This window comes from Streptomyces sp. Inha503 (genome assembly GCF_047215865.1).
Classification (GTDB): Bacteria; Actinomycetota; Actinomycetes; order Streptomycetales; family Streptomycetaceae; genus Streptomyces; species Streptomyces lycopersici.
On the sequence record NZ_CP178360.1, the window covers coordinates 2434992 to 2447728 of the forward strand.

At 71.6% G+C, this 12737-nt stretch carries 9 protein-coding genes; all 9 read right to left on the reverse strand.

Features of this window, described 5'->3' with window-relative positions; translation table 11 throughout:
• From ACJX2R_RS10065 to asnB, 9 genes are read right to left on the reverse strand one after another with little or no spacing between them, the layout of a single operon-like run.
• Positions 1 to 648, reverse strand: a complete 648-nt coding sequence (locus ACJX2R_RS10065) for a PIG-L deacetylase family protein (RefSeq protein ID WP_413099773.1) — start codon at positions 646 to 648, stop codon at positions 1 to 3.
• Complete coding sequence (locus ACJX2R_RS10070) at positions 645 to 1439, reverse strand: glucose-1-phosphate cytidylyltransferase (RefSeq protein WP_262705740.1); 795 nt, start codon at positions 1437 to 1439, stop codon at positions 645 to 647. Before ACJX2R_RS10070 ends, ACJX2R_RS10065 begins: the two co-directional genes overlap by 4 nt.
• Positions 1436 to 2671 (reverse strand): class I SAM-dependent methyltransferase, encoded by a 1236-nt coding sequence (locus ACJX2R_RS10075; protein WP_413099774.1) that lies wholly within the window; start codon positions 2669 to 2671, stop codon positions 1436 to 1438. Before ACJX2R_RS10075 ends, ACJX2R_RS10070 begins: the two co-directional genes overlap by 4 nt.
• Positions 2672 to 3892 carry a glycosyltransferase gene (locus ACJX2R_RS10080; protein WP_413099775.1) on the reverse strand — a complete coding sequence of 407 codons (1221 nt, stop codon included), beginning with the start codon at positions 3890 to 3892 and terminating at the stop codon, positions 2672 to 2674.
• A 2-nt stretch (positions 3893 to 3894) separates the two neighbouring features.
• Positions 3895 to 5127, reverse strand: a complete 1233-nt coding sequence (locus ACJX2R_RS10085) for an O-antigen ligase domain-containing protein (RefSeq protein WP_413099776.1) — start codon at positions 5125 to 5127, stop codon at positions 3895 to 3897.
• Position 5128: 1 nt separating this feature from the next.
• Positions 5129 to 6658: a right-handed parallel beta-helix repeat-containing protein gene (locus ACJX2R_RS10090; RefSeq protein WP_413099777.1), complete on the reverse strand. Its 1530-nt coding sequence runs from the start codon at positions 6656 to 6658 to the stop codon at positions 5129 to 5131.
• Positions 6652 to 8631, reverse strand: coding sequence for an alginate lyase family protein (locus tag ACJX2R_RS10095; protein ID WP_413099778.1), 1980 nt, complete (start codon positions 8629 to 8631; stop codon positions 6652 to 6654). The genes ACJX2R_RS10090 and ACJX2R_RS10095 overlap by 7 nt, the downstream gene beginning before the upstream one ends.
• The gene (locus ACJX2R_RS10100; RefSeq protein ID WP_413099779.1) at positions 8628 to 10823 is read right to left on the reverse strand and encodes a bi-domain-containing oxidoreductase; all 2196 of its coding nucleotides are present in this window, start codon (positions 10821 to 10823) and stop codon (positions 8628 to 8630) included. The genes ACJX2R_RS10095 and ACJX2R_RS10100 overlap by 4 nt, the downstream gene beginning before the upstream one ends.
• A complete protein-coding gene (gene asnB / locus ACJX2R_RS10105) occupies positions 10820 to 12736 on the reverse strand; it encodes an asparagine synthase (glutamine-hydrolyzing) (protein WP_413099780.1) in 1917 nt (638 codons plus the stop codon). Before asnB ends, ACJX2R_RS10100 begins: the two co-directional genes overlap by 4 nt.
• Between the last annotated feature and the right edge of the window lies 1 nt (position 12737).

Consider the following 12737-nt stretch of genomic DNA (forward strand, 5'->3'; position numbering starts at 1 on the left):
TCAACCCCCCAGGTTGAGCGTGAGTTTGGTGACGGCGAACGCTTCGGCGTATCGCTCGTGGCATTCGATGCCGCGGATCCGCGCGAGGCCGAGGAAGGCCTCCCGGTCGTACCAGGGCCGGTGCCGCTGCGAGGGGTAGTGCTCCTGAAGCATCCGCACCTTCGCTTCGGCGATCTCCGGCGAGAGTGGCTGGTAGGCCGCGAGGCGGCCGAGGTCGCCGTCCCACTTGACGATCTCGTAGCCGAGCACGAGGTGGTCGCGGAAGGCGGTGGGTATCAGCCGCGCCAGGCCGCGGTGATCCTGGTGCGCGTCATCGGTGCGCGGCGCCAGCACCAGATCCGGCTCGGTGCGCGCGCGCAGTTCCTCGACCGCGGCCTTGGCCTCTTCCCAGTGGGCGGGCAGCCGGCCGTCGGGGAGCTTGTGGACGGTCAGCCGCAGGTCGGCGTCCGGGCAGAAGGCGGCGAGCGCGGCCGCCTCCTCCTGCTCCCGCTCGCTGCCACCGCCGGTGAGCACCAGCGCGTCGACGCGGACGCCCGGCCGCGCGTGGCACAGCGTCAGCAGCGTGCCGCCCGCGCCGATGGCGATGTCGTCGCAGTGCGCGCCCATGGCGACGATCCGGTCCAGGCGCCCGGTGTGGAGACGGATCACGCGCTCGCCCCCGCGCCGTCTCGTTCCCATACGGCCCAGGGGCGGTCGCCCCGGGCGTAGGCGGCGTCGAGCGCGGCCCGCTCCTTCACGGTGTCGGTCGGCTTCCAGAAGCCGCGGTGCTGGTGCGCCACCAGCCGTCCGTGCTTGGCCAGTTGGGCGCATCCGTCGGCGACCAGGTCCCCGTTCTCCGGGATGTGGTCGAAGATCTCCTGGCGGAGCACGAAGTAGCCGCCGTTCTCCCACAGTGGCAGTTCGCTCACCGCGGTGATACCGCCCACCAGGCCGTCATCGCCCAGGTCCACGCAGTGGAACGAGGACTGCGGCGGCACCACCATCATCGACGCACCGGCGTCGCGCGCGGCGAAGCGGTCGATCATCTCCGGCAGCGGGGCGTCGGTGAGCACGTCGGCGTAGTTGGCGAGGAACATCTCGTCGCCGTCCAAGTGGTGGCGCACCCGGCGCAGCCGCTCCCCGATCGGCGACTCGACGCCGGTCTGCGCGAACGTGATCGTCCAGTCCGAGATGTCGGTGGACAGCAGCTCGGTCCGCCCACCGCGCAGCACGAAGTCGTTGGACGTGGTCTCCTCGTAGTTGAGGAAGAAGTCCTTGATGTGGTGCGCCCCGTAGCCGAGGCACAGGATGAACTCCGTGTGCCCGAAGTGCGCGTAGTAGCGCATGACGTGCCAGATCAGCGGCCTGGGGCCGACCATCGCCATCGGCTTGGGCACATCGTCCGCGGCACCGCTCCGCATCCGCATCCCGTAACCGCCGCAGAACAGAACGACCTTCATGCCTTGACCTCGACAATGCTCAGTTCCGGGATGGGAAAGACCAGTCGGCCGCCCCAGTCGTGTACGAAGGACAGCTGCTCGACCAGTTCGGCCCGCAGGTTCCACGGGAGGACGAGCACGTAGTCCGGTTTGTCGGCGGCTATCCGCTCGGGCGGCAGGATCGGGACGCGGGTGCCCGGGGTGAACCTGCCGTGCTTGTAGGGGTTGCGGTCGACCGTGTACGCGAGCAGGTCGGGCCGGATGCCGCAGTGGTTGAGCAGGGTGTTGCCCTTGCCAGGGGCGCCGTAGCCGACGACCGTCTCGCCGCGCTCGGCCGCCTCGATGAGGAACCGCAGCAGATCCCGGCGCACCTTGGCCACCCGGCCACCGAACTCGGTGTAGCCGGACAGCTCCTGGAGGCCCGCGGCCTTCTCCCGGTCAAGGACGGCGGCGACCTGCGGCCTCGGCTCACCAGCCACCTCCACCGGCCGGGCCCACAGCCGGATGGAGCCGCCGTGCGTGGGCAGCAGCTCGACGTCCACGAGCGCGAGTCCGCCGCTCGCCAGCGCCCGGGTCGCTGAGGCGACCGTGTAGTACTGGAAGTGCTCGTGGTAGATCGTGTCGTACTGGTTCTCCTCGATCAGGGTCAGCAGGTGCTGCACCTCGATGGAGACCCAGCCGTCGTCGGCGACCAGGGCGCGCAGCCCCCGCGTGAAGCCGATCACGTCGGGGATGTGCGCGTACACGTTGTTCGCCACCACCAGGTCCGCCGGGCCGTGCTCGGCGCGTACGGCCTCGCCGGTTTCCGGGCTCAGGAACTCCGTGAGCGTGGGCACACCCGCCTCACGGGCCGCGGCGCCGACGTTCACCGACGGCTCGATCCCCAGGCAGCGGATCCCCCGGTCCACCACGTGCTTCAGCAGGTATCCGTCGTTGCTCGCGACCTCGACCACGAAGGCATCGGGCCCCAGCCCCACCCGGTCCGCGGCCTCGGCGACGTAGGTGCGCGCGTGCTCCACCCAGGAGGTCGAGTACGAGGAGAAGTACGCGTACTCCTTGAACGTCTCCTCCGGTGTGATCAGCGGCGGGATCTGCGCGAGCCAGCATTCGGTGCAGACCCGCAGGTGCAGCGGGTACGCGGGCTCCGGCTGGTCCAGTTGGTCCGCGGCGAGAAAGCTCTCGCACGGTGGTGTCGCCCCGAGATCGACGACGCTCGCCAGCGTCGCCGAGCCGCAGAGTCGGCATCGTGTCATCTACTGCCCCCCATTGATTCCGTCCCCCATTGATTCCGACCGCCCCGCGATCGCGGTGCGGTACTCCTCCTCCAGGCGCGCCAGCCCGACGGCGGGGCTGAACCCCTGCTCGTACCGGCGCCGCGCGGCCTGCCCCATCTCCTGGTTGCGGTCCGGCTCGGCCGCGATCCGGCGCATCCGGGACGCGAGCGAGGCGGGCTCGCCGGGCCGGTGCAGCAGCCCGGTCACGCCGTCCTCCACGAGTTCGACGAAGGCGCCGTGACCGGCGGCGACGACCGGGACCCCGGCCGCCATCGCCTCCACGACCACCAGGCCGAACGCCTCCAGCCAGGTCGAGGGGGCCACCACGGCGACCGAGCGCGCGATGGCCTTGGCGCACTCCGCCGGGTCCAGCAGGCCGACGAAGGCCACGTCGTCCCGGCCCGCCGCCCAGGCGGTCACCTCCCGCTCCAGTGGCCCCGCGCCCGCGATCACGAGCGGTACGCCCACACCGCCGCTCGCCGCGATCTCGTCCCACGCGGCCATGAGCAGCCGTATGCCCTTGGCCTCCGCGAGCCGGCCGAGACAGAGCAGATGCTCTCCCCCGCCTTCTCGGCGGGCGCCCGGGTCGGGCACGAAGTTGTGCTTCACCACCAGCCGCTCGGCCGGCATGCCGGCCCCCACCAGGACGTCGCGCTGCGCCGCGGAGATGCAGAAGAACCGCTCCACGCCGGACCACCAACGCCGCCGGTTGACCGAAAGGCTGACCGCGAGCGGCACCGTCGCGAGGCGGGAGCCGCGGTAGCAGCCGTGCCGGACGGCGGGCAGTGGTGCGGAGCCGACGCACTCGGCGCACGGCCTCCCGTCCCGCTGGAGCGTGCCGGGCGGACAGACCTGGGTGTAGTTGTGCAGCGTGGCGACGGCGGGCACACCGGCGTCGGCGCAGGCGGCGAGCACGGCGGGCGACAGGAGCGGGAAGACGTTGTGGACGTGGACCACGTCCGGCCGCTCGGTGCGCAGCCGGGTGGCGAGCTCCGCGCGGACCGCCGGGTTCCACGGCACGAGGAGCGGCACCGCGGCCTTGCCGAGGAGGGACCGGGCGGCGATGTCGTCGCTGCGCCGCTCGAACACCCCGACCCGGTGGCCGGCCGCGCGCAGCAGCGCCACCTCCTGGTCGACGACCTTGTTCTCCCCGCTCGGCTGCGCCGAGGCGTAGCGGTTGTGCACCACGAGGACGTGCATGCTCAAAGAACCTCCGATCGCCGGGCCCAGCGCGGAATGTGCCGTCGAGGGGCCTCGGGCATCGCGAGAGGAGCGGCCGCGGCAGGTGCCGCCAGCAGCGTGGCGGCCAGGGCCAGATGCAGCAGATACGGCGAGGCGTCGCCAAGGCCGGCCTCGGTGTACGACGCGATCGCGCAGTAGCTGATCAGGAAGATCGCGCAGGCCCTCTCCAGCGACGGTGGCCGCAGCAACGCGACGCCGCCCAGCACGAGGATGATCGCCGCGACAAGGGTGACACCGGCCAGACCCTGCTCGTTGTAGACGGCCAGCCAGCTGTTGTCGATCGGCAGCCCGCCGAACGACTTGTCGCCAAGGCCCACGCCGAACCACTTCTCCCCGGTCGTCCGTGGCGCGGCCAGCAGGGCGTCCCACACCTTGGCCCGCCCGGTGAGGCTGGAGAAGTTCTCCTTGCTCTGTCCGCGCAGGAACCACGCCTGGAGCAGGGAGGCGAACCCCACCGCGGCCACCGTGGCGCACAGCACCGCCCAGGTGAAGAAGCGGCGGGCCGCGGCGCTGGTGAGGAGGAGCGAGCCGATCGCCAACGCCAGGCCGAGGAACAGGCCGAGCGTGGCCGTCCGGGTGTGGGTCAGCGCGAGCAGGACGAGTGACGGCACGATGACCACCGCCGCGCTCACCCTGTCGGTCCGGCGGCCCAGTACGAGCAGCACGGTGAGCCCGATGATCACCGCGGCGTACTGTCCGATCTGCGGCGGGGTGAGCGGCCACAGCGCGCCGACCAGCCGCCCGCCGTAGAGGCCGGGCAGGGCCGCGCCCGGGGAGACGACCAGGCCGACGGCCACCGACCCGAGCACCGCGAAGTACATCCGGATGTGGTGCCGGACGAACGTCAGGCTGCCGTCCCACCAGCGGCTGAGCAGCCAGAGCGTGCCGACGAAGAGGGTCAGCCGGAAGCAGCGGAACAGCGCGCCGAACCCGGACTCCAGGTGCGCGCTGGAGATCACGCTCGTCACCAGCAGCAGGGTGAGCAGGAAGACATACGCACTGGCGCGGACGCGCAGCCGGAGATTGACCACGAGCGCCAGCGTGAACGCGGCGACCAGCGCGCCCATGGTGACCATCTGGATGAGGGAGCGGGGCAGCGGGACGATGGTCTTCGCCCCGGCGGAGCCGAGGGTGTTGAGGACCAGCAGCCCCCAGACCGTCCCGACGATCTTCGGTGTGTGACCCCCGCCCATCTCAGCCGCCGTCCCGTGCGCGGAAGGTGCTGCCCGCGTCCTGCTGGTACGGCGTGCTCTGCCACTGCCCGAAGTCGAGCACCCGGCTCGGGTCGTAGGCGACGAACATCCATGGTCCGAGGTAGACGTTGTCGTGCCAGCGGTTGTGCTGCTTGTGGGTGATCGCCTCGGCCACCCCTTCGCCCTGGTACGGGGACCAGTCCGGATAGGTGCCGTAGTTGGCCAGCACCGCCATTCGGTCGCACTTCACCGTGCACTTGACGACGGACGTGTCCAGCACGAAGCGGTTGTCGTGGATGTCCACCCGCTGGGTCTTCCACCGGCAGTCGGCGTAGAGCGGTGGCTTGCCGATCGCCGGTTTCGCGCAGCGGTCGGTGTTCCGGACCAGCAAGGTGCAGTCACCGGACGAGGTGTTGGCCGGGCTGTTGCAGAACCGGTCGGCGTTTTCCCACAGGGTGATCCCGGACCAGTTGTTCTCCAGCACGTTCCGGTAGATCTCGATCTTGTCCGTGCGGGCCTTGATCCGTGGTTCGCCACCGGACTCGGACACGTAGACGGTCGGGTACGGGAAGTTGTCGCCGCGGTCGGCTTCCCTGCGGCCCTCGACCCAGTTGTTCCGCCGGATCGTGTTCTTCCGGATGACCGCGTTATAGCTGGTCTCGTAGATCAGGGCGGCCCCGTCGTTGTCCTCGAGCACATTGCTCTCGATGCGGAAGTCGTTGTTGTTGGTGTCCGCCCACAGCCCGGTTCCACGGTTGTCGTGCACCCAATTGCCGCGTATGTCGGCGCGGTTGACGGCCCAGAACTTGATGCCTCCGGTGCAGCCGCAGCCCTTCCGCCGCCGCTCCCAGTCGCCGGTGTTGTTGCCCACGATCTCGTTGCCCTCGACCACCAGGCCGCCGATACGGCCCTTGGCCTTGTACGCGTTCATGCCGTACTGGCCGTTGTCGCGCAGACAGCTGGCACGGACTCGCTGGCGGGCGCCGGCCATCAGCCCGGCGCCGGAGTTGTCCTGGATCGTCGCGTGCTCGATCACCCATCCGTCGGCCGAGTCATGGTTGACCACGCCCTCGTCCGGCGGCGCCACGAAACGTCGCACGGTCAGGTAGCGGATGGTGACGTCGCGGGCGGTGCCGCCGAACGCGTACTGGTTCTTCTTCCGTCCGTCGAGCACCGCGCCGGGCGCGCCGAGGTAGCGGTTCCCCTCCTTGGGGATGACCTGGGCATAGCGTTCCGGGTCGAGCCTGTGCTTGCCCGGCCGAAGCCAGAACGTGGTGTTCGGGGGGTTGCTCTTGGTCTTCGCCGCCAGGTCACCGACCACCGCGGGGTCGACCGTCACCGCGCCCGCGGGCGCCTTCGCCGGCCCGGCCGCGGGCTTGGCGCACACCCGGGCCACGGACCGGGCCGCGGACATGGACGGCGCGGCGGTCGGCTCCGCCGCCGGGCTGCCGGGCGTGCTCTCACAGCCGGTCAACGCCAGCAGTACGAGCGCCGCCACCGGTAACGCCCAGTTCCGCCACTTGATCACCACGCGTCCCCCCTAGGGGGCGTCTTGCCGCGGAACCTGAGTACGGTGGTGAACCCCTGCGCGCCGTCGGCGAAGCCGGTGCCGACGAGTGTGGTGGTGGGTTCCTTGCGCCCGAAGCCGGCGGAGTACCAGCCCAGCGGCGGTCCGGTCTCGCCGCGATGTGCCCGCCAGGACAGCTGCCCGGGCAGGTCGAGCACCGCGGAGCGGTCCTCGCCGTCCCGGGTCCAGGTGAGCCGTGCCCGGTTGTCCACCAGGTCCGCGGCGATCGCCGGGCCGAGGTGGAACGCCAGCGCCACGTCCCGGCGCGGGCCGCGCACCTCGTCGACCACCCTCAGCTCCCTGGCCGCGGCCGTCAGCTCCACCCGGCGGCGGTGCACCGAGCCCTGGTAGCCGTCGTGCTCGGCGCACCAGCGGGCCACGCCCTCGCCGGAGGTGTCCGCGGCCAGGACGCGGCTGCGGGCATGCCGGGTCCACAGGAACGGGCCGCCGGAGACGGACTGGTCACCGCCGTCCAATTGCAGGGTGTTGTGGCCGAGGGTCGACCGGAAGTACCGCCGCCACTCGGGCTGCCCGTGGTAGCAGTACGTCCCCGGGTCGGCGAGCACGTCGACCCCGTCGTGCCGGACCTCCACGGACAGCGCGTCCGCGTGGGCGTGCGCGGCGATGGACAGGAAGCCGTGCGGACCGCCGTCGCAGCGGCACCAGATCCCTTCCGGACCGCGCAGGATGGTGAGCCCCGCGTCGGCGAAGTGGGCCGGGCGGCTTGGCGGGCGGGGCACCGACGGTTCAGTGGGTTTGATGAGCGCGGCCAGCAGCGGGGTGCGCACATCGGTGCCGGTCACCGCCGGCCACCAGGCGAGCCGGCCGAATACGGCGTCCCCGGTGGCCAGCAGCGAGGCCCAGCGGTCGGTGCCCGCGCCGTCCACGACCAGACCGTGCCCGTCGTCGGCGTCGCCCTGGCGCGGCGGCCGTAGCCGGCCGTCCACGATGGCCGCGAGCGCGTCGGTCATCCGCAGCAGCACCAGCCGGATCGACGCGGGGACCGGCCTGCCCGCGGCGTCCGCCTCGGCCAGCGCGGCCAGGCCGAGCTCCAGCACCAGTCCGTGATATTCGGTGGCCAGTTCGCGGTTGAGGCCGGAGCCGAAGGTGTTGCTTCGCAGCTGCCGCTCCAGCGACCGCAGTGCGTCGGCCCGCCAGCGCGCCGAGGCGGGGAACCAGCCGAACGCGCAGGCCGCGGCGTACTGCCCGGCGGCCTCGGCGATGACGTGGTTGTTCGCCGAAGAGCCCCGGCTCGGGAAGGCGGCCAGCCAGCGCTGGTGGTGCCAGATCTGGTTCAGCGCCACCGGGTTGCCCTCGAACAGCCCGGCCGCGCCCGGCCAGCCGTCGAGGAGCCGGCGGATCCACACCCAGGACAGCAGCCGGATTCCCAGCTCGATACCGCTGGTCCAGTGCACTCCGCGCAGCGGCGCGTTGGCCGTCCACCACGACCGCAGGTGCTCGGCCACCCGCTCGGCGTACCGCTCGTCCCCGGTGATCGCGTAGGCGGCGGCGAGCTGGGTGAGGTACTGGTGCCGGGACGGCTCCCAGATCTGCTTGATGTCCCCGACCGCGTCCTCGTCGCGGTACGGCACGTCGAAGGCGTAGCCCCACGGGGCCCGGCGTCCGGTCTTCGGGTCGTACGACCAGTCCGGGTCGGCCAGGTCGTGGCGGACCACCCCGAAGTACTCGGCGTGCCCGGCCATCAGCCGGTCCGCCTCGGCGATGAGGCGTTTCGCGGCGTCCGGTGGCACCGCGGCGATCGTCCCCGCGGGCAGTACCGCGGTGAACCGGGCGCCGGTCACCCTGGGGCAGTCCGGCGGCGCCGACCGCCACCGCCGCCTGCGTACCGCGTCGCCCACCCGGCCGCCGACCTCCCGCGGTCCCATCCGGGACAGCCGCCGCAGGTACCAGCCCGGACTCCCCGAGCTCACGGTCATCGCGCCCTCGCCAACGTCACCGGCGCACCGCCGGCCAGGCCGGCCCGCACGGCGAGGGTGGCCGCCGTGGTGGCGACCAGCGACTCCAGCGGCACCGGCATCGGCCCGCCGGTCCGTACGGCCTTGATGAACGCGGCCAGCTCGGCGGACTGGCCCTTGTCCCGGGCCTTGGGCAGCCGCGAACTGACCCACCGGTCGCGGCGGCCGTCGTACACGGCGGCACGGACGAAGTCGTCGAGCCGCAGCACCTTGCCGTCCGCGATCAGGTCCAGCGTCTCCTTGGGGAAGCCCGGCGAGCCGGTGGTGACGTAGGCGATGGTGGCGGTGGACCCGTCCGGGTAGCGCAGCACGACTTGGAGGTCCTCGTTGCCGGGGGTGGCGACCGCGTACGCCGAGACCGGGTCGGCCCCGAGCAGCCAGCTCGCCGTGTCGATGAAGTGTCCGCCCTCACCGGCGAACCGCGAGCCCTCGGTGCCCTGTTGGAGGTACCAGCTGCCGTGCTCGAGGCGGCCCGCGTTGACCAGGTAGCGGAGGTTTCCCGGCCCGGTCCGGGAGCCGAACCGCTTTCTGGCCTCCTGGAGCAGTGGCGCGAACCGGCGGTTGAAGCCCACCTGAAGCCGGTCGTTGCCGGACTCCTCCACCGCCGCGAGCACACCGGCCAGCTCGTCCTCGGTGAGGGCCAGGGGCTTCTCGACGAACACCGCCTTGCCGGCCCGCAGTGCCCTCATGGTCAGTTCGGCGTGCGAGCTGTGGCGGGTGACCACGAACACCGCGTCGATGGACGGGTCGCCGAGCACGGAGTCGAGATCGGTGGTCGCCTCGGCGAAGCCGAACTTCCGCTGCGCGTTGGCCGCGGACAGCGCCGTAGTGGTGACGACCGTGGCCAACTCGACGCCGTCGCGCCGTTCCAGGTGCGGCAGCAGCATCGACGACGCGTAGTTTCCCGCACCGACGAACGCCAGCCGCACCGACGCGTTGGCGTACCGGGCCGGGGTGGACGCTCCGCCGCCGCGTCGCACCGCGGGCACGGCCACCTCCGGGGGCCCCGTTTCCGCGGCCCGGTCGGGGTGGTCGGGGTACCGGAACAGCACCGCCACGGCTTTCAGATCGCCGTCCTTCAGCCGCTGGTACGTCTCGACGGCGTCGTCGAAGTCGGCCGTGTGGGAGACCAGGGGATGCACGTCGACGCTGCCGCGGGCGAGGAGATCGAGGAAACACGCCAGGTTGCGGCGCTCGGTCCAGCGCACATAGCCGATCGGGTAGTCCCGCCCCTCGAGCTCGTACTCCGGGTCATAGCGCCCGGGGCCGTAACTGCGGGAGAACCGGACGTCGAGTTCCTTCTCGTAGTACGCGTTCCACGGCAGGTCCAGGCGGCACTTGCCGATGTCGACGACCCGGCCGCGGTCCCGGCTCAGCCGGGCGGCCAGCTCGACGGGCTGGTTGCTGCCGCCGCCGGCGGCCAGATACACCTGGTCCACGCCCAGGCCGCCGGTGAGTTCGGCGACGGCGGTCTCCACGGCCGCGGAGGCGGGATCGCCGCAGGCCGCCGCACCCAGGCGCGCGGCGAGCTCGCAGCGCACCGGGTCGGGGTCGGCCCCGATGACGCGGACCCCCGAGGCGGCGAGGAGCTGCACCACCAGCTGCCCGATCAGCCCGAGGCCGATGACCAGCGCCACGTCGCCGAGCTGTGGCTCACCGCGGCGGACGCCCTGCAACGCGATCGACCCGACGGTGCCGAAGGCCGCGTGCCGCGGCGCGAGGCCGTCCGGCACCGGGGCGTAGAGGTTCTTCGGCACCCAGTTCAGCTCGGCGTGCAGCGCGTGTTCATTGCCCGCGCAGGCCACGAGGTCGCCGACCTTCACATCGTCGATCCCGGCGCCGACCTGCTCGACCACCCCGCACAGCGAGTAGCCGAGCGGTGTGTAGGAGTCCAGCTTGCCCATCACCTTGCGGTAGGTGGCGCCCACCCCGTTGGTGGCCACGCTCTGCATGACCTTGGCCACCTGGTCCGGCCGGGAGCGGGCCTTGCCCACCATCGACATGCCGGCCTCGGACACCTTCATGAGCTCGGTCCCGGTGGATATCAGCGAGTAGGCGCTGCGGACCAGCACACCGCCCGGCTTGCACCCCGGCACCGGCACGTCGAGCAGCGCCAGCTCGCCGCTCTTGTAGTTCTGCACAACCTGCTTCACTCAAACTCCCCAGAAGTCGCGCCGCGATACCAGTACTCGAGGGTCAGCACATGCCACAGATGCTTGGAGAAGTCCCGCTGCCCGGCGGCGTCCTCGGCGACCATCCGCGCCAGCGCCTCACGGCGCAGGAAACCGGAGCGGACCAGCACGCCGTCGTGCACCACCTCGCGCACCAGCGGTGCCAGATCCCGGCTCATCCAGGCCCGCAGCGGGGCGCTGAACAGGCCCTTGGGCCGGTACACGATCTCCCGGGGCAGGATCGAGGTGGCCGCCTCCTTGAGGACGACCTTCCCCTGCCGTCCGACGATCTTGCGGTCACCGGGCACGGCGAACGCCGCCTCGACCACCTCGACGTCCACGTACGGCACCCGTACCTCGGTCGACGCGGCCATGCTCGACCGGTCCGTGTACGCGAGGTTCAGGCCCGGCAGGAACATCCGGGCGTCGCCCAGGCACATGCGGTTGACGAAGTCGTCGAGGTCGTTGTCCTGGTAGACATCCGCATGCTCGGTCAGCACGTCCTCGACCGTCCCGGCCAGGTCCGGATCGATCAGTGCGAGCAGCTCGTCCTGGTCGTACATGGTGTAGCTGCGCCGGAAGGCGGTCTCCTCCGGCAGATCGGCGAAGGAGAGGAACCGCTTCGCGAAGCGCACCGATCGGTACCCCCGGCGGGCCGTGGCCACCGGCAGCCGGTCCACGGCTCTGGCCACCCCGCGCCGCAGGGGCCGTGGGACGCGCTGGTAGCGCAGCGCGATCAGGTTGGCCAGGTGCTTGCGGTAACCGGCGAACAGCTCGTCGGCACCCATCCCCGAGAGCATCACCTTGACCCCGGCCTCCCGGGCGGCCGAGCAGATCAGGAACGTGTTGATCGCGGCGGGGTCGCCGATCGGCTCGTCCAGGTGGTACGTCATCCGTGGCAGCAGGTCGAGCACGTTCGGAGCGATCTCGATCTCATGCAGGTCGACGCCGAACCGCTCGGCCACCCGCCGGGCGTAGCGCAGGTCGTCCGGCATCGCCTCGAACCTGGCGTCCTCGGCGCGGAACCCGATCGTGTAGGCGGAGATCCCGGGTTGGTGGCGGGCCGCCAGCGCGGTCAGGTAGCTGGAGTCGAGACCGCCGGAGAGGAAGGTCGCCACGGGCACGTCGGAGAGCAGATGGCGCCGGGTCGACTCCTCGACGATGGCGGCGAGGTCCGGCCGCTCGCCGCTCCGGGCCCGCTCCCGGCCCTCGGCGGCGACGTCCCTGAGGTTCCAGAACCGGCCGCGCTCCACCCGGCCGTCGGGCCGGCACCGCAGCCAGCTCCCCGGTGGCAGCTTCTCCGCATCGCGGAACGCGCAGCGCGAATCCGGCACCCAGTAGTACAGCAGCGAGGCCACCAGCGCCGCATGGTCCACCTCCAGCGATCCACCGGTCACGGCGGCGAGCGCCTTGAGTTCGGAGGCGAACACCAGGCCCCCGCCGCGCCGGAGCAGGAACAGCGGCTTGATGCCGAGCTGGTCGCGGGCGAGCACCAGATCGCCGGTTCGCTCGTCGAAGATCCCGAACGCGAACATGCCGCGCAGCCGGGACAGACAGTCCGTGCCCCAGCGCCGCCAGGCCTCCAGCAGCACCTCGGTGTCGGAGGTGCCGCGGAACCGCACCCCGGCGGCCGCCAGTTCGGCGCGCAGCTCGGGCGCGTTGTACAGCTCGCCGTTGTACGTCAGGACGAGGCCGTCCGAGACCATCGGCTGGGCGCCGGTCCCGGACAGGTCGATGATGGCCAGCCGGCGGTGCCCGAGGTGCACTTCACCGTCACCGGCGGGGTGGCTGTACCGGCCCGTCCCGTCCGGACCGCGGTGGGCGAGGGTATCGGTGAGCCGGTCGGTCACGGCCTTCCCGTCCGGCCATCGGTAGGTGCCTGCGATACCACACATG